Annotated in this window: 17 protein-coding genes and 1 tRNA gene; 11 read left to right on the top strand and 7 right to left on the bottom strand. The window is 68.4% G+C overall.

What is annotated here, in order from left to right:
• The first annotated feature begins 26 nt into the window (after positions 1-26).
• Positions 27-581 (top strand): ActR/PrrA/RegA family redox response regulator transcription factor, encoded by a 555-nt coding sequence (locus Ga0609869_RS06575; RefSeq protein WP_125408315.1) that lies wholly within the window; start codon positions 27-29, stop codon positions 579-581.
• Here the strand turns inward: Ga0609869_RS06575 and Ga0609869_RS06570 are convergent.
• Positions 578-1,477 (bottom strand): LysR family transcriptional regulator, encoded by a 900-nt coding sequence (locus Ga0609869_RS06570; protein WP_125408314.1) that lies wholly within the window; start codon positions 1,475-1,477, stop codon positions 578-580. The genes Ga0609869_RS06575 and Ga0609869_RS06570 overlap by 4 nt on opposite strands.
• 297 nt (positions 1,478-1,774) lie before the next feature.
• Complete coding sequence (locus Ga0609869_RS06565) at positions 1,775-2,365, bottom strand: HD domain-containing protein (protein ID WP_125408313.1); 591 nt, start codon at positions 2,363-2,365, stop codon at positions 1,775-1,777.
• 108 nt (positions 2,366-2,473) lie between these two features.
• On the opposite strand from Ga0609869_RS06565, the gene ahcY reads away from it, so the two are divergent.
• From ahcY to Ga0609869_RS06550, 3 genes are all read left to right on the top strand, one after another.
• Positions 2,474-3,868 carry an adenosylhomocysteinase gene (gene ahcY / locus Ga0609869_RS06560; protein WP_125408311.1) on the top strand — a complete coding sequence of 465 codons (1,395 nt, stop codon included), beginning with the start codon at positions 2,474-2,476 and terminating at the stop codon, positions 3,866-3,868.
• A 181-nt stretch (positions 3,869-4,049) separates the two neighbouring features.
• Positions 4,050-4,391, top strand: a complete 342-nt coding sequence (locus tag Ga0609869_RS06555) for a DUF2853 family protein (RefSeq protein WP_125408309.1) — start codon at positions 4,050-4,052, stop codon at positions 4,389-4,391.
• A gap of 324 nt (positions 4,392-4,715) precedes the next feature.
• Positions 4,716-5,600 (top strand): MBL fold metallo-hydrolase, encoded by an 885-nt coding sequence (locus Ga0609869_RS06550; protein ID WP_125408307.1) that lies wholly within the window; start codon positions 4,716-4,718, stop codon positions 5,598-5,600.
• Here Ga0609869_RS06550 and Ga0609869_RS06545 read toward each other — a convergent pair.
• From Ga0609869_RS06545 to tsaD, 4 genes are read right to left on the bottom strand one after another with little or no spacing between them, the layout of a single operon-like run.
• A complete protein-coding gene (locus tag Ga0609869_RS06545) occupies positions 5,597-6,010 on the bottom strand; it encodes an EVE domain-containing protein (protein ID WP_125408305.1) in 414 nt (137 codons plus the stop codon). The genes Ga0609869_RS06550 and Ga0609869_RS06545 overlap by 4 nt on opposite strands.
• Entirely contained in the window at positions 6,010-6,285 is a 276-nt protein-coding gene (locus Ga0609869_RS06540; protein WP_125408303.1) for a YciI family protein, read from the bottom strand. Before Ga0609869_RS06540 ends, Ga0609869_RS06545 begins: the two co-directional genes overlap by 1 nt.
• A 1-nt stretch (position 6,286) precedes the next feature.
• Entirely contained in the window at positions 6,287-7,252 is a 966-nt protein-coding gene (locus Ga0609869_RS06535; protein WP_125408301.1) for an NAD(P)H-dependent glycerol-3-phosphate dehydrogenase, read from the bottom strand.
• Positions 7,249-8,346, bottom strand: a complete 1,098-nt coding sequence (tsaD, locus tag Ga0609869_RS06530) for a tRNA (adenosine(37)-N6)-threonylcarbamoyltransferase complex transferase subunit TsaD (RefSeq protein WP_125408299.1) — start codon at positions 8,344-8,346, stop codon at positions 7,249-7,251. Before tsaD ends, Ga0609869_RS06535 begins: the two co-directional genes overlap by 4 nt.
• A gap of 92 nt (positions 8,347-8,438) precedes the next feature.
• Between tsaD and Ga0609869_RS06525 the strand changes: the two genes are divergently transcribed.
• From Ga0609869_RS06525 to Ga0609869_RS06510, 4 genes are all read left to right on the top strand, one after another.
• Positions 8,439-9,143 carry a uroporphyrinogen-III synthase gene (locus tag Ga0609869_RS06525; RefSeq protein ID WP_170168871.1) on the top strand — a complete coding sequence of 235 codons (705 nt, stop codon included), beginning with the start codon at positions 8,439-8,441 and terminating at the stop codon, positions 9,141-9,143.
• Positions 9,144-9,266: 123 nt separating this feature from the next.
• Positions 9,267-10,403: a COG4223 family protein gene (locus Ga0609869_RS06520; RefSeq protein ID WP_125408295.1), complete on the top strand. Its 1,137-nt coding sequence runs from the start codon at positions 9,267-9,269 to the stop codon at positions 10,401-10,403.
• Between the two features lie 11 nt (positions 10,404-10,414).
• Entirely contained in the window at positions 10,415-11,878 is a 1,464-nt protein-coding gene (locus Ga0609869_RS06515; RefSeq protein ID WP_125408293.1) for a heme biosynthesis protein HemY, read from the top strand.
• A 116-nt stretch (positions 11,879-11,994) separates the two neighbouring features.
• Positions 11,995-12,070: transfer RNA gene (locus Ga0609869_RS06510), tRNA-Thr, on the top strand.
• A 332-nt stretch (positions 12,071-12,402) separates the two neighbouring features.
• Here the strand turns inward: Ga0609869_RS06510 and Ga0609869_RS06505 are convergent.
• Positions 12,403-13,329 (bottom strand): VOC family protein, encoded by a 927-nt coding sequence (locus tag Ga0609869_RS06505; protein ID WP_125408291.1) that lies wholly within the window; start codon positions 13,327-13,329, stop codon positions 12,403-12,405.
• A 172-nt stretch (positions 13,330-13,501) separates the two neighbouring features.
• On the opposite strand from Ga0609869_RS06505, the gene Ga0609869_RS06500 reads away from it, so the two are divergent.
• The 3 genes from Ga0609869_RS06500 to flgK all read left to right on the top strand — a co-directional run bounded on the left by Ga0609869_RS06500 (position 13,502) and on the right by flgK (position 17,225).
• The gene (locus Ga0609869_RS06500) at positions 13,502-14,344 is read left to right on the top strand and encodes a flagellar motor protein MotB (protein WP_125408289.1); all 843 of its coding nucleotides are present in this window, start codon (positions 13,502-13,504) and stop codon (positions 14,342-14,344) included.
• A 102-nt stretch (positions 14,345-14,446) separates the two neighbouring features.
• Entirely contained in the window at positions 14,447-15,745 is a 1,299-nt protein-coding gene (locus Ga0609869_RS06495) for a flagellar hook protein FlgE (protein ID WP_125408287.1), read from the top strand.
• Positions 15,746-15,767: 22 nt separating this feature from the next.
• Positions 15,768-17,225 carry a flagellar hook-associated protein FlgK gene (gene flgK / locus Ga0609869_RS06490; protein WP_125408285.1) on the top strand — a complete coding sequence of 486 codons (1,458 nt, stop codon included), beginning with the start codon at positions 15,768-15,770 and terminating at the stop codon, positions 17,223-17,225.
• Positions 17,226-17,228 lie beyond the last annotated feature (3 nt).

Below are 17,228 nucleotides of genomic sequence, written 5' to 3'. Positions count from 1 at the left end.
AATAAAAACAGTTCTGGAGGTGCCGCATGGCGGACCGCGAACTCGGGGAGATCGGCGAGGACCCGTCGCTGCTCTTGGTTGACGATGACGAGCCGTTCTTGAGGCGCCTGGCGCGCGCCATGGAAAAGCGCGGATTCCAGCCGGAAACGGCCGAAACCGTTGCCGCCGGCAAGGCGATCGCAACCGCCCGCCCGCCGGCCTATGCAGTGGTCGACCTCCGTCTCGAAGACGGCAACGGGCTCGACGTCGTCGAGGTGCTGCGCGAAAAGCGGCCCGATGCCCGGATCGTGGTGCTGACCGGTTATGGCGCCATCTCCACCGCGGTGGCCGCGGTCAAGGTGGGTGCCACCGACTACCTGTCGAAACCCGCCGATGCCAACGACATCACCGCAGCCCTGCTGGCCAGCGGCGAGGCGCTGCCGCCGCCGCCGGAAAACCCCATGTCGGCCGACCGGGTACGCTGGGAACATATCCAGCGGGTCTACGAGCTGTGCGACCGCAACGTCAGCGAGACCGCGCGCCGGCTGAACATGCACCGCCGCACGCTGCAGCGCATCCTGGCCAAGCGCAGCCCGCGCTAGGCCCTGTCGCTATGCGCCGCCCGGCGCAGCCAGTTTGCGAAATCGGCAAGGGCCCGCCGCTGCGGCCCGCGCCGCATGAGCAGGTAATAGCCCAGCGTCTCGGCCTCTTGTTCGAATAGCGCGACGAGCCGCCCCTGGGAAAGGTCGTCCTCGACCAGGGCGATCGGCTGGATCGACAGCCCATAGCCCGCCCGTGTCGCCGACAGCGCCAGCGAGGTGGTCGGAAAGGCGGTGGCATGGGTCCGCTGGAAATCCATCCCGATACTCTCGGCCCAGAGGTCCTGTTCGGGCGAATCCTGCGCGGTCAGCCAGCCATGGGCGCCCAGGTCTTCGATGCGGCCACCCCTCCGCGTCACCCTTCGCACCAACTCGGGCGTGCCGACCACGGCAAACCGCGTGCGCGTCAGCGGCGCCACCTCCAGCCCCGGCCAGTCGCCGTCGCCATAACGGATCGCCATGTCGTATCCGTCGCGCCGCAGGTCGACCAACCCCGTGGAGGGCACGAGCGCAAGCTCGGTCTCGGGATGGGCCGCCCAGAACGCCCCCAGCCGCGGCATCAGCCAGTTTTCCGCGAAGGCCGGCGTCAGCGACACCTTTAGCGGTGCGCCCTCGCGCGTTTGCTGTAGCGCGACGATGCCGTCCTGGATCGTCGCGAATCCCTCGCTCAGCGCGGCAGACAGTTGTGCGCCGTCGGGCGTCACGGTCATGCCGCGCCCATCGCGTTGCACCAGCGTCACCCCCAGCGTTTCCTCCAGCGCGCGCACCTGCTGGGCGACGGCCGCATGGGTGACGTTCAGCGCCCGCGCCGCCGCGCTGAAGCTGGCCAGCCGCGCCGTCGCCTCGAAGGCGCGCAGCGCGGTCAGCGGCGGCAGGCGGGCCCAGTCGATATCGGTCATATGTAAGAACAGCTTTCACTGTGGAAAAATTCTTGGCTCGCGTCGAATCATACATAGGCGTATCGCGAGGGTGCAACCGCCAAGAAGGAGGGCGAAAAGATGTTCGGAATTCTTTCATCAACGCTGATCACCGCAGCACGTCAGGATCACCGCTATCGCCCGACGGCATCGCGGGGCCTCCCGGCTGAGACGAATACCCGGCCCCGGCTGCGCCGTTTCTGACCAGAGACGGCAGGAAAAATGGCTCTTGCCGGCCACTTGCCTGATCGAACGGCGATGGCCGGCTCGGCAATTAGGCTAAAGCCGCGCCAGCAGGTCTGCGTGGCGCGCGGTGTAGGCCGCGCGCACCTCCAGCGGCGGGCGCAGCCGGATTGCCAGCCCGTCGACCAACTCGGGACGCGGCCGGCTGAAAAATCGCGCAGCCTCGGTCTGTGAAAAACCCGCGATCTGCGTGGCCTCCAGCCAGGCCGACACCTTGTCGGCCTTCTTGATCGTTTTTTTCACCGTCTTGGGCACAGCCGCCGGCAGACCGAAGCGGATGTGGATCGCCGCGGCCAGCCGCTCGTCCAGGCGCCCGTATTCGGGGCCCACCGCGGCCTTCACAGGCGAGATCATGTCGCCGATCACGTATTCGGGGGCATCGTGCAACAGCGCGGCGAGGCGCCATTTCACCGGTGCCTCGGGTTCCAACCTGCCGTATATCTCTTCGACCAGCAGCGAATGTTCGGCGACCGAATAGGCATAGTCGCCCTCGGTCTGGCCGTTCCACCGGGCCACGAAGGCCAGCCCGTGGGCGATGTCCTCGATCTCGATATCCACGGGCGTCGGGTCCAGCAGATCGAGCCGGCGACCCGAGAGCATCCTCTGCCAGGCGCGGGGTTGTTTCATCGACAGCCTCCCTCGGTGTTCGCTTGCCACGGTCGGCGTGCATTGTCGAGCGGGGTCGGCGGTGCTATGTGCCCAGCCAACGCAAGACCAAATCAGGAGACCGGCCCGATGCCGAACGACTATATCGTCAAGGACATTTCGCTCGCCGCCTTCGGCCGCAAAGAGCTGGACATCGCCGAGACCGAGATGCCGGGCCTGATGGCCTGCCGCGAGGAGTTCGGCGAGTCCAAGCCGCTCAAGGGCGCGCGCATCGCCGGATCGCTGCACATGACGATCCAGACCGCCGTCCTGATCGAGACGCTGGTGGCGCTGGGGGCCGAGGTGCGCTGGGCCTCGTGCAACATCTTCTCGACGCAGGATCACGCGGCCGCGGCGATTGCCGAGGGCGGCGTGCCGGTCTTCGCCGTCAAGGGCGAGACACTGGCCGAGTACTGGGACTATTGCGACCGCATCTTCCAGTTCGAGGCGGGCGGCGCCAACATGATCCTGGACGACGGTGGCGACGCCACGCTTTACATCCTGCTCGGCGCGCGCGTCGAGGAAGGCGAGGAAGACCTGATCGCCGTGCCCACCTCGGAAGAGGAAGAGGCGCTCTTTGCCCAGATCCGCAAGCGCCTGGCCGAGAGCCCCGGCTGGTTTACCAAGCAGCGCCACATGATCCAGGGCGTGACCGAGGAAACCACCACCGGCGTGCATCGCCTTTACCAGATGATGGAAAAGGGCCACCTGCCGTTCCCGGCGATCAACGTCAACGACAGCGTCACCAAGTCCAAGTTCGACAACAAGTACGGCTGCAAGGAAAGCCTGGTCGACGGTATCCGCCGGGCCACCGACACGATGATGGCCGGCAAGGTCGCCTGCGTCTGCGGCTATGGCGACGTGGGCAAGGGCTCAGCCGCCTCGCTGCGCGGTGCCGGCGCACGGGTCAAGGTGACCGAGGTCGACCCGATCTGCGCCCTGCAGGCCGCAATGGACGGCTTCGAGGTGGTGACGCTGGAAGATGTGGTCAAAGACGCCGACATCTTCGTGACCACCACCGGCAACCGCGACGTGATCCGCATCGAACACATGCGCGAGATGAAGGACATGGCGATCGTCGGCAACATCGGCCACTTCGACAACGAGATCCAGGTGGCCGCGCTGAAGAACCACAAATGGACCAACATCAAGGACCAGGTGGACATGATCGAGATGCCCTCGGGCAACCGCATCATCCTGCTGTCCGAAGGGCGCCTTCTGAACCTCGGCAACGCCACCGGCCACCCGTCTTTCGTGATGTCGGCGAGCTTTACCAACCAGGTTCTGGCGCAGATCGAGCTGTGGACCCGCGGCGACGAGTATGACAACGCCGTCTACATCCTGCCCAAGCATCTGGATGAAAAGGTTGCGCGGCTGCACCTGCAACGGATCGGTGTCAGGCTGACCGAGCTCAGCGCCGAGCAGGCCGCCTATATCGGCGTCACACCCGAAGGCCCGTTCAAGCCCGAACACTACCGCTATTGAATCCCGGCCGTTTTGGCGAAATCCGGCGCCCCATCCCGTGGGGCGCCGCGATTTTTGCGGGACGCGGCCCCTCAAGATTTTCGTTTCTCTGGCGATGAAGGCCAGCTAACCTCATGCGGCAAATTGTACCGTGCGAGCCGCGGGAAACGCTGTGTCCGAACCACGCCGAGGAGGGGCCGAAATGGGCAAGAGGGACGACCTGATCGCGAAATACGCCGAAGATCTGCGCAATAAATGCGGAATGCAGCCGGACATGAGCCTTCTGGAAAAGGTGACCATCGGCTGCGGCCCGGCGATTTACGACGCCGACGCCGCGACCGTCGCCGCCACCCAGCCGGGCGAACTGGAAACCGTCAAGAAGAACTTCCTGATGAAGAAGTTGGGCCTGTCTGACGGGCCCGAACTCATGCAGGCCATCGACGCGGTGATCGACATCTACGGCCGGTCCGAGCGCGACAAGTACCGCGCCGTTGTCTACTACATGCTGACCAAGCATTTCGGCAAAGAGCACATCTACGGCTGACCCGAACTCTGGAGACTGCCAGCATTCGCATTCACACGGGGATATTTCCCGTTTGCGCGGGGCACCTCCAGACCGAATAGCGTTCCGGCGCAGGGGCAGGATGGCCCTCACGGCTTTGCCGGTCACGTGTGGTGCGGTGGGGTGCGCGTGGGACGATGGCGGAGGGTTCCGGGTTTGCCCCGGCCCTCCGCCTTCTCTTTTCTTGGCGGATCGGTTTTCTTGAGTCCTGACTTGTGCCGCCTTCGATTTTTCCTCGGCACCAAATCACGGCCTAAGCGTTGAACCTTCACAACGCACCCTCAGCGCATCGCACAGGAGGACAAGATGACCGTATCGCCCATCGTCAAGGGCTTCTGGGACGAACTGACCGGTAGCTGGCAGTACGTGTTTCACGACCCCGCCACCATGAAAGGCGCCATCGTCGACCCGGTGCTGGATTTCGACCTGGATTCCGGGCGGACCGCGACCGACAACGCCGACCGGATCCTCGCCTATGTCGCCGGGCAGGGCCTCGACATCGAATGGGTGCTCGACACGCACCCCCATGCCGACCATTTCTCGGCCGCGACCTATCTCAAGGAGAGGCTGGGCGTGCCCGCGGCGATCGGCGAACATGTGGTCCGCGTGCAGAAGCTCTGGAAAGAGATCTACAACCTGCCCGACGGCTTTCCGACCGACGGGCGCCAGTGGGACCGGCTGTTTGCCGATGGCGAAGAGTTCATGGTCGGCGCGCTGCCGGTCAGGGTGATGTTCTCGCCCGGCCACACGATGGCCTCGATCACCTATATTGCGGGCGATGCCGCCTTTGTACATGACACGCTGATGATGCCCGACAGCGGCACCAGCCGGGCCGATTTCCCCGGCGGCGATTCAAAGGCGCTTTACGCCTCGATCCAGCGCATCCTTGCGCTTCCCGACGACACGCGGCTGTTCATCGGCCACGATTACCGCCCCGATGGGCGCGAGGCCCGATGCGAAGCCACCGTGGCCGAGCACAAGGCCGCCAACAAGCACCTGAAAGGCGGCGCCACCCTCGAAGAGTTTACCGAGATCCGCGCGGCCCGCGATGCGACCCTGACCCTGCCGAAACTGATGCTTTCGGCGCTGCAGGTGAATATCCGCGGCGGCCGCCTGCCCGAACCGGAAGAGGATGCGACGTCCTACCTGAAGATCCCGCTGAACCAGGCCTTGGGGCAAGGCGGCCGCTAGAGCCCGCCCATCCGGCGGATGAGCGCCCATTCCTCGTCACTCACGGGCTGGACGGACAGCCGCGAATTGTTCGCCAGCACCATGTCCTTGAGGCGCTCATCCGCCTTCACCATGTCCAGCGTGACAGGCTTGGGCAGCGGCTCCACCGCCTTGATATCCACGCATTCCCAACGCGCGTCATCGGTTGTGGAATCGGGGTGCGCCTCGGCGATCACCTCGACGATGCCGACGATCGCTTTCTCTTTCAGCGAGTGGTAGAAAAACCCCCGGTCGCCCACCTTCATTGCCCGCATGTTGTTGCGGGCCTGATAGTTGCGCACGCCGTCCCATTCCTCGCCATCCGCGCCTTTCCTGACCTGGTCGTCCCAGCTCCAGGTGTTGGGTTCGGATTTGAACAACCAGTAGGCCATCAGCCGATGACCCTGTTCCAGGCCTGAACAGAGACGTTTTCGAACAGCCCTGCCTTGGCGTAGGGGTCGTTTTCGGCCCAGCCCTCGGCCGCTGTGCGGTCTGCCACGTCCAGGATCACCAGCGAGCCGCACATCGCGCCCGCCTCGTCCAGGAACGGCCCGGCCTGGGCGACGACGCCCGTTTGCTCGATATAGGCCAGATGCGCGGCACGGTTGGCCTTGCGGGTGTCCAGGTGGCCGGGTTTGTCGCGGCAAATGAGCGCAAAAAGCGGCATGTCATTCCTCCTTCAGCGGGCGGGACAGCAGGGTATCGACAACCTCGGCGATGGTGTGGCGGCCGTCAATCACATCCGCCACCGCCTGGGAGATGGGCATGTCGATGCCGCGGTCGCGGGCCAGCGCGGCCACCGCCTGGGCCGTCGCCACGCCCTCGACCGTCAGCGACGGGTCAAAGCCATCGCTGTGCCCCAACGCCGCGCCATATCGGAAATTGCGCGACTGGTTCGAGGTGCAGGTCAGCACAAGGTCGCCGAGGCCCGACAGGCCGCCCAGCGTCTCGGGCAGGGCGTCGAAGTCACGCGCCAGCCGCTGCATCTCGGCAAAGCCGCGGGTCATCAGCGCCGCGCGCGCGCTTTCGCCCAGCCCTGCGCCGATCACGATGCCCGCGGCGATGGCGATCACGTTTTTCAGCGCGCCGCCCAGTTCCGCCCCGGTCACATCGGTGCTGCGATAGAGCCGCAACGTTGGTGTCGACAGCAGGGTTTGCAGCGCGGTGCCCGCTTCGGCGTCGCGGCAGGCCAGGGTCAGCGCGGTGGGCAGCCCGGCGGCGATATCGCGGGCAAAGCTGGGGCCGGTCAGCACCGCCGGCAGCGCATCGGGGCAACCATGGCCGATCACCGCGCTGGGCCCGTCGCCGCTGGCAAGGTCGATCCCCTTGCAGCAGGCGACCAGGGGCGTTCTGCCAAGGGCGGGCGCGGCGGCGGCCAGGACCCCCGAAAGCGCCTGCATCGGGACGGCCAGCAAGACGGCCTCCTGCCCGGCGAGGTCGGCCATATCCGCCGTCAGCGCGATGCCGTCGGGCAGGGTCACGCCGGGCAGGCGGCGGTTGTAGCCGAAGGATTTCATCTCGGCCACATGGTCTGCATCGCGTGCCCAAAGCGTCACCTGCCGACCGTCGCGGGCCAGCGTCACGGCCAAGGCGGTGCCAAAGGCGCCGGCACCTGCCACGGCCAGCCGGCTCATGCCTTGGCCCCTTTCTTGCCCGCGCCGATCAGCGCCGGGCTGGTCCGGTCGAGCGGCCAGCGCGGGCGTGCGGTCAGCGTCAGGTCGTCGCGGTGGCCCGCGCGGACCATCTCAAGGCCCGCCCAGGCGATCATCGCCGCATTGTCGGTGCATAGCGCGAGCGGCGGTGCCACGAACTGCGCGGCCGCCTCGGCCGCCACATCTTTCAGCGCCGCGCGCAGCGCCGCGTTGGCAGCCACCCCGCCGGCCACCGCAAAGGCCGGTTGGGCCGGGTCCGTCTCAGAATAGGCCGCCAGCGCCCGGCGGGATTTCTCGGCCAGAACGTCGCGCACCGCCGCCTGGAAGCCGGCGCAAAGGTCGGCCCTGTCGGCACGCGTGAGCCCGCCCTTTTCGGCGACCAGCGCATCGCGAGCCCGCAAAAGCGCGGTCTTGAGCCCCGAAAAGGACATGTCGCACCCTGGCCGGTCCAACAGCGGACGCGGAAAGGCGAAACGGGTGGCGCAGCCCTTTGCCGCCTCGGTCTCGACCGCCGGCCCGCCCGGCTGGGGCAGGCCCAACAGCTTGGCCGTCTTGTCGAACGCTTCGCCGGGGGCGTCGTCGATGGTGCCGCCGAGGCGGCGGAAATCGTCGGCCCCGCGCACCAGCAGAAACTGCGCGTGACCGCCCGAGACCAGCAGCATGAGGTAGGGAAAGGCCAGGTCGTCGGTCAGCCGCGGGGTCAGCGCATGGCCCGCCAGATGGTTGACCCCGACAAGCGGCAGGCCGGTGGCCGCAGCCAGCCCCTTGGCGCACATCACCCCCGCCAAGACGCCGCCGATCAGGCCGGGCCCGGCCGTCACCGCGATGGCGTCGAGATCGTCAAAGCCGATCGCGGCCTCGGCCATCGCCTGTTCCACGCAAAGGTCCAGCTTTTCGGCGTGGGCGCGTGCGGCGATTTCGGGCACCACGCCGCCGAAGGCCGCGTGCAGCGCCGTCTGTCCCTCGACCACCGATGAAAGGATCTCGGGGCGCGCGCCCGCGCGCTGGCGCACCACGGCTGCGGCGGTGTCGTCGCAGCTGCTTTCCAGCCCGAGGATCGTCAGTGTCGCGGCCATGTGCTTTCCGTTGCGTGAAATTCTCTTGGCAGGTAACACCGGCGAAGGTTTCACACAATCCCGGCGGGGGCAGGGTGGCCGAGGGCCCTTTGATGCTTCTTCTCACGCGCCCCGAGGCGCAGTCCGCCCGCTTCGCCGCGGCGTTCCGGGCCCGGTTCGGCTGTGACATCGACATCCTGACCGCGCCGGTCATGACGATCGCGCCAACCGGCGCACAGCTTGCGCTGGACGGGGTATCGGGGCTGATCTTTACCTCCGAAAATGGCGTTTCGGCCTTTGCCGAGACGCATGAGGCGCGCGACCTCACCGCCTATTGTGTGGGCGATCGCACTGCCAACGCCGCCCGCGCCGCCGGGTTCACGGCCTTTTCCTCGCGCGGCACCGCCGAGGACCTGATGGCCGACCTGATCGCCGCGCCCCCCGAGGGCCGGCTGATGCACCTGCGCGGCGCCCATGCGCGCGGCAACGTGGCCGACCGGCTGACGGCGGCGGGGATCCCCACGCGCGAGGCGGTGATCTACGACCAGCACGCCCAACCCCTGCCGGACGCGGCGCTGGACGCGGCGGCGGCGGCCCGGCTGACCCTCTTGCCGCTCTTCTCGCCGCGCAGCGCGGCGCTGGTCGGCGCTTGGCTGGCGGAAAGCCCGGCGCGGCTGGCGCTCATTTACATGAGCCCCGCGGTGCGCGACGCCTGGGCCGGCCCGGCGCCCGTCGCCGCCGAGATGGCCGCGGCGCCCGATGCCGAGGCGATGCTCGACGCGCTGGGCAAACTGATAGAGACGGGTGCGGCGGCTTGAGAGAGGGCCTGCACCAAGCTAATGTGCCGCCGACGGCGCCCCGGAGGCGTCATTTTGCATGTACTGCGAATCGAAAGGCAGGGTCCCGTGGCGAATTCCAACAAAGACGCAGAGGCCGAAGGCATGGCCGACCGGCCTGAATCCGAAGACGCAGGCGCGGCGGCGACTGAGGCCCAGCCGGACAACGCGGCCGACGACGCGGTTGCGGTCGAAGAGGCCGAGACCGTGCAGGAACCCGACAGCCCGCCCGCCAAGGAGGCCCCGCAGCCGGCCCCGGCCAAGGGCGGCAGCGGCGTTTTCCGCGGCATTGTCGGCGGGGTGATCGCGGTGGCGCTGGGCTACGGCGCGGCGCAATACATCAAGCCGGAGGGTTTTACCTTTCCCGGCACCGAGCCGACCGCCGAAGCGACGAACTTCGATGCCATCGCCACGTCGGTGTCCGAAAGCACCGACCGCCTCGCCGCGCTCGAGGCGCGGATCGCCGAGCTTGGCGACGCGGTGGCGGCGCTGCCGGCCGAGACCGGCCCGGTCGAGATGCCCGCCGAACTGAATGAGACGATCGCCGGGCTGGGCGAGCAACTGTCCACCATCGACAATCGCCTGAGCAAGCTGGAATCGCGCCCGCTGCCCACCGACGGGGCCGAGCAGGTGGCCGAGGCCTACCAGCGCGAGATCGACGAGATGCGCGCCGCCCTGAACGAACAGCGCGCGCGGAACGAGGAACTGTCTGCCCGCGTCGACAGCGTGGCCGACAGCGCCAAGGCCGAGGTCGACCAGGCGGTGACGCGCGCCGCCCTGATGCGCATCAATGCAGCCCTCGATGGCGGCGGCGGCTTTGACAGCGCGGTTGCCGATCTCGACGGCACCGAGGTGCCCGCGGCGCTGGCAGAGGTGGCCGACGACGGCGTTGCCACCATGGCCGAGCTGCGCGCCAGCTTTGCCGGCTACGCCCGTGCGGCGCTGCGGGAATCGTTGAAGGACGCGGCCGACGGCGCGCCAAGCGATCGTCTGAGCGCCTTTTTGCGTAGCCAGCTCGGCGCGCGCTCGCTGGAGCCGCGCGAGGGCGACGACCCCGACGCGGTGCTGTCGCGGGCCGAGGCCGCGCTGAACGCGGGTAATCTGGACGACGCGCTGAACGAGATCGCCGCCCTGCCCGAGGCCGGGCAGGCCGAAATGGCGCCCTGGGCCGAGCGGGCACGCACCCGGGCCGAGGCCGTGGCCGCGGCCGACGCTCTCGCCGACAGCCTGAACAGCAACTAAGGACGCGAAACATGCTCTGGTCTCTTCTCAAGATCCTATTCTTCGTCGTCCTCGTCGCGGGCCTGACCTATGGCGCCGGGCTGTTGATGGAAACCGGCACCGGCGTGCGCATCGCCGTGGGCGGCATGGAACTGACGCTCGGTCCGCTTCAGTCCGTCATCGCGGCGCTGGTGCTGGTGGCGGCGATCTGGCTGACCCTGCGCTTTGCCGGGCTGTTGGTCGCGGTCCTGCGCTTTCTCAACGGCGACGAGACGGCGATCAGCCGGTATTTCAGCCGCTCGCGCGAACGGCGCGGCGTGCAGGCGCTGTCCGACGGGCTGATGGCGATCGCCTCGGGCGAGGGGCGGCTCGCGATGTCGCACGCCGCCAAGGCCGAGCGGTTCCTGCGCCGGCCCGAGATCACCGGCCTTTTGACCGCCCAGGCCGCCGAAATGGTGGGCGACCGGCGCAAGGCGACAGAGGTCTACAAGCGGCTGATCAAGGATGACCGCACGCGCTTCGTCGGGGTCCGCGGCCTGATGAAACAAAAGCTCGACGAGGGCGATGTCGATACCGCGCTCAAGCTCTGCGAAAAGGCCTTTGCGCTGAAACCGCGTCACGAGGAAACCCAGGACACGCTGTTGCAGCTTCAGGCCCAGCACGAAGACTGGAAGGGCGCGCGCAAGACGCTGAACGCCAAGCTGCGCCACGGTGCGCTGCCGCGCGACGTGCACAAGCGGCGCGACGCCGTGCTGGCGCTGCAAGAGGCGCGCGAGGCGATGGCCGACGACAACTCCGCGCGCGCCCACGACGCGGCGACCGAGGCCAACCGGCTGTCACCCGATCTGGTGCCGGCCGCGGTGATGGCCGCCCGCGTGCTGATCGAGCGGGACAAGGCGCGTAACGCCGCCCGCGTGCTGAAAAAGGCGTGGGAGACCGAGCCGCACCCCGAGCTGGCCGCCGCCTTCGCCGAACTCGCCCCCGACGAGACGCCGGCCGAGCGCGTGACCCGGTTCGAAGAGCTCACCTCGCTGCGTGCCGATCACCCCGAATCGCGCATGCTGATGGCCGAACTCAACCTCGCCGCCGAGGATTTTCCCGCCGCGCGCAAGGCGCTGGGCGACCTGGCAGAGACCGGGCCGACCTCGCGGGTCATGGCCCTGATGGCCGCCATCGAGCGGGGGCAGGGCGCCGAGGAAAGCGTCGTGCGCGGCTGGCTGGCCAAGGCGCTGACCGCGCCGCGCGGCCCGCAATGGGTTTGCGACAAATGCGGCACGGTGCACGGCGCCTGGATGCCGGTCTGCAGCAATTGCCATGCCTTCGACACTCTGGCCTGGAAAGCCGCGCCAGAGGGCGAACCGTCGCTGCCAAGCTCGGCCGAGATGCTGCCGCTCATCGTCGGCGGCATCGCGCCCCGCACCGCGCCGGACGGCCCGGCCCCGGAGCCCGACGAACCGGAGGCGGCGCCGCAGGCCGAAGCGGAGAAACCCGCGTGAATTTTGGGCTACACAACCCCCGGCGCAGGTGCTAATAGGCGCGCCACGACGCCGGGGTCGTCCAGCGGACACCCCGACACGCGTGTGCAGAAGAGGGCCCCGGAAGGGGCAGGTTAGCCGGTGTAGCTCAGCTGGTAGAGCACGTCATTCGTAATGATGGGGTCGTAGGTTCGAGTCCTATCACCGGCACCACTTCCAATATGGAAGTATATGACCAGAAATGGGAAATCGTTTTCCGTTTCGCCAGAATGCCTGCCATTATCCACCTATCGGGCCGTCATGCGAGCCGGGGCCGGTGTAGATCACGATGGGCCGGGCCGGGTCGGGATGTGCCAGATGCCAGGTTGGGGACCAGTCCCAAGGCTCGTCTTTTCGTACCTTGTTAAGTCCTGAGACCAGCGAGGGACGTCCATGCCCGAGACTGCCCCGGCCAAGGATAGAGCCCCGGCTGGACCTGAGCTTGAAAAGGCCGTGGGGGCGCGCATCGCATCCGACCGGCGCGGGTGCAGGGACCCGCGCCGCGCTCAACCTTCCAGCGGTACGAGATCCTTCTCCAGCCGGGTGCGCAGATGCTCGTGCTGGCGGGGCAGTTTTAGCGCCTCGCCCAGATGCGCCGGGTCCTCGTCGCGGTCGAAACCGGGGTCGTCGGTTGCGACCTCGAACAGCACACCGCCCGGGCTGCGGAAATAGATCGCCATGAAATAGTCGCGGTCGATCGGCGGGGTCACGTCGAACCCGGCCCCGATCAGGCCCTCGCGCACCGTCTGCTGCGCCGCCCGGTCGGGCACCGAAAACGCGATATGATGCACCGAGCCCGCGCCCTGCGACGCCGGCGGCGCGGCAACAACGTCGACATCCACGATATCGGCACCGTTGCCGCCCGGACGGACATATCGCGTGGTGCTGCCTTCGCGCGCCGCCTCTTCATAGCCCATCAGCGATAGCAGATCGGCGGTGGGCCCCGCCTCGGCCAGGCGCAGCGTGACGCCGCGAAAGCCGCGGATGGCGATGCGGGCGTCCAGGCCGTCATCGGTCCAGCCCACGCGGGCCTCTTCGGTCTCGACCAGCGCCAGCCCCTCGCCGTCGGGACCCTCGAACCGCAGCCGCGGTGCGCCGAACCGTGTCTCTTGCGACAGCCCCGCCACCTTGGCGGCGGCCAGCCGGCGCTGCCAGGCGTCGAGGCTGCCCACGGGCACGGCGAAAGCGGTCAGCGCGACCTCGCCCGTGCCCGCCCGCCCGCGCCGCGCGCCCTCGAACGGAAAGTAGGTCATCACCGTGCCGGGCGTGCCGGCCGCGTCGCCGTAATAAAGGTGATAGACGTCGGGCGCGTCGAAATTCACCGTTTTCTTGACCCGTCGCAGCCCCAGCGTGCCGGTGAAAAAGGCGTTATTCGCCACGGCGCCGCTGGCCAGCGCCGTGACATGGTGCAGCCCGTTGATCTGGTCGCGCATTGTGTCGCTCCTTTTGTCGTACCGCTCGATGCGGTGTCGGAGTCAGATGTCGCGCTGCGGCCGCCCGTGACAAGGCCGCGCCCGGCACGCGCCCTGTGCAGCCATGCACCGATTAAGCCGGCGTTCATCCGTGCCGCCTATCGAGGGGCCGGGGGTGAAAGTAGGTGGTGCGATGGGCGCAGGATCGAACGCCCCGGTCATCATCAAGCGCAAGAAGGTGGTCGCCGCCGAGGTCCACCATGGCGGCGCTTGGAAGGTGGCCTATGCCGATTTCGTCACGGCGATGATGGCGTTTTTCATGCTGATGTGGCTGCTGAACGCCACGACCGAGAAGCAGCGCAAGGGGATTGCTGACTATTTCAACCCGACGATCCCGATCAACCGGGTCTCGGGGGGCGGCGACGGGTCGTTCAGCGGCGACAGCATGTTCGCCGAAGACGTGCTGGCCCGGAACGGCACCGGCGCCATGCACCGCATGCCCGGGCTAGAGCGGCAGGCCCGCGGCAGCACCGGCACCGATGCCGCCGCCGCCGAGGCGGGCCCCGGCGACCGCGCGCTGGCCGAGCTGGAAAACCGGCTGACCGGGCGCAGCGGGGAAAGCCTGCTGGACGACGGGCTGTTGCGCCATGTCGTCACCCGGCTGACCGACGAGGGGCTCATCGTCGAGGTGTTCGACCTCGACGACGCGCCGCTCTTTGCGCCCGACGGCGATGCACCGACGCCGACGTTTCGGGCCATTGTCGAGGTCGTCGCCGGGCTGTTTGCAACGGTCGCAAATGACATCGCCGTCGCGGGCCATGTCCGGTCGCGCCCCATCGTGCTGGCCGCCAACCCGGTGTGGGAGCTGTCGACCGCGCGTGCCCAGGCAACGCGCCTAGAGCTTGAGTCGGGCGGCATCGTACCGGCCCGCCTGAAGCGCGTGACCGGCCATGCCGACCGCGCACCCGCGGCCCGCGCGCCCATGGCGGTGCGCAATAACCGGGTCGAGCTGATCCTGCTGCGCTCTGACCTCTAGGCCGAGATCCGGCGCATTTTAGCCGTTAGCGGCGCCTTAAGCCCCGTGCCGTTAGGGCTGGGGGCAAGCTTTCGCGCAGACCAGACCTCAAGGGGACCGTTCATGACGATTTCTTCCTCGCTCAATGCCAGCGTCGCCGGCCTGAACGCCAATGCCACGCGCCTGGCCACGATTTCCGACAACATCGCCAATTCCTCGACCTACGGGTACCGCCGCGCCGAGACCGAGTTCCACGCGATGGTGGTCGGGGGCGCGGCGGCCTACACCGCCGGGGGCGTGCGCAGCACCACCCAGCGCGTGATCAGCGACGGCGGCGCGCTGACCACCACGGGCAACGCCACGGACCTGGCGGTCGGAGGCCGCGGCATGTTGCCGGTCACGACCGAGCTGGCGCTCTCTGGCGGTGACGCCGCGCTGCCGCTTCGCCTGATGACCACCGGCGCGTTCCGCGCCGACCAGGACGGCATCCTGCGCACCGAAACGGGCATGGTTCTGCTGGGCTGGCCCGCCGCCGCCGACGGCACCGTGGCCGCGCCCCCGCGCGATTCCACCGATGGGCTGGAGCCGGTGCAGATCGACGGGCGGACCTTTGCCGGCAATCCGACGACCGAGGTCGGGCTCACCCTCAACCTGCCCGCCACCGACACCGTCGCCGGCGCCGACGGCAGCGCGCGGGACCTCACGGTCGAGTATTTCGACAACCTCGGCACGTCCGAGACGCTGACCTTCAGCTTTACCCCCACGGTGCCGGGCGTCGGGGCCTCGAACGAATGGACGATGACCGTCGCCGATTCGGCCTCTGGCGGCGCGGTGGTGGGCGAATACGGTCTGACATTTGACGACACCCGCGCCGCCGGCGGCACGCTGGCCTCGGTCGCCACGGTCACCGGCGGCGCCTATGACCCGGCCACGGGCGCGATGACCGTCGATGTCGACGGCGGGCCGATCGAGCTGACCATCGGCCGGCCCGGCCTGCCGGGCGGCATGACCCAGATCTCCGACATGTTCGCGCCTTCGTCGATCACCAAGAACGGGGCGGCGGCGGGCACGCTGACGGGCCTTGAGGTCGATCCCGACGGGATGCTCAACGCGATCTACGACAGTGGCTTTACCCGGCCGATCTACCAGATCCCGCTGGTCGATGTGCCCAACCCCGACGGTCTGGTCGCGGGCGATTACCAGACCTACGAGATCTCCGCCGACAGCGGGCCGTTTTTCCTGTGGGATGCCGGCAGCGGGGCCACCGGCGCGTTGATCGGCTATGCCCGCGAACAATCGGCCACCGACGTCGCCGACGAACTGACCAACCTTATCGAGACCCAGCGCGCCTATTCGTCGAACGCCAAGGTCATCCAGACCGTCGACGAGATGCTGCAGGAAACCACCAACATCAAGCGCTGAACCGCGCCGAAAGGGCTGAGAGATGAGCATTTCGGGCACCATGGCCAACGCGCTGTCGGGGCTTCACGCCGCGGCGCGCGGCGCCGAGCTGGTCTCGGCCAATATCGCCAACGCGTCGACCGAGGGCTATGGCCGCCGCAGCCTGGAGCTGTCGGCGGCCCTGGTGGGCGGCCGGGGCGCCGGCGTGCAGATCGACGGCGTCGCGCGGGCCCATGACGCCGCCCTGACCGGGGCGCGCCGCCAGGCCGACGCAGCCGCGGGCGCGGCCGACGCCCGCGCCGCGTTCTACGCCGGGCTTTCCGATGCCATCGGCCTGCCCGAGACCGGCGGATCGCTGTCGGGCCGCATCGCGGGGTTCGAGGCCGCCCTTGCCTCCGCGACCGCCCAGCCCGAGTCAGAGGCGGCACTGGCGGCGGTGCGCGACGCCGCCGCGGTGCTGGCCGGCAAATTCAACGGACTCGACGACGCGATCCAGGGCGCGCGAATGGCGGCCGAGGCCGAGATCGCCGCTGGCGTCGGGCAACTGAACGACGCCCTCGCCAGGGTCGAGGCGCTGAACACCGATATCGTTCGCACCGCCGCCTCGGGGCACGACACAGCCGCGTTGCAGGACCGCCGCCAGGCCCTGATCGACGGCATCTCAGGGCTGGTTGCGTTGCGGCAGGTGGCCCGTGAGAACGGCGCGGTCGCGCTTTATACCGAGACCGGAACCAGCCTGCTCGACGGTCGTGCGGCGGTGTTCTCCTTTGCAGAAGCGGGCGTCATAACGGCGGATATGCGCGTCGAGGACGGTCGCTTGTCGGACCTCTATGTCGGGGGCCGTGCGATCGATTTCAGCGATGCGGCGGGTCCCATGGCCGGTGGCCGGCTGGCCGCCCTCTTCGAACAGCGCGACGCGCTGGCCCCCGCAGCCCAGCAAAGCCTCGACGCGCTCGCACGCGATCTGATCGAACGGTTTCAAAACGCCGGTCTCGACCCCACGCAGCCGCCGGGGGCGGCCGGGCTTTTTACCGATTCCGGTGCCGCGCTGGACCCGGCCGACGAAAGTGGGCTTGCGGGCCGGATCTCGGTCAATCCAGCGGTCGACCCGGCGGCGGGCGGGGCGCTTTGGCGGCTGCGCGACGGGCTGGGGGCCGTGGCCCCCGGCACCGGCTACGATACCGTGCTGCTGAACGGTTGCGCCGATGCGATGCAGGCCGCGCGCACGCCAGCCAGCGGGCCGTTTTCGGCCCGGCCGGGCAGCGCCGCCGACCTTGCCGCGCGGTTTCTCAGCAGCGTTGCAGCGGCGGGAGAGACTGCCGCGGCCGAGCAAAGCTATACCGCCACCCGCCGCACGGCGCTGCAGATGGCCGAGTTGGCCGGCGGCGTCGATACCGACACCGAATTGCAGGACCTGCTGCGCCTCGAAGAGGCCTACGCGGCCAATGCCAAGGTGCTGCAGACCGCAAGCGCCCTGATCGACCTTCTGATGGAGATATGAGCG

It is taken from the genome of Rhodovulum iodosum (assembly GCF_041020385.1).
GTDB lineage: Bacteria > Pseudomonadota > Alphaproteobacteria > Rhodobacterales > Rhodobacteraceae > Rhodovulum > Rhodovulum iodosum.
This window is presented reverse-complemented; position numbering and strand designations above follow the sequence as displayed.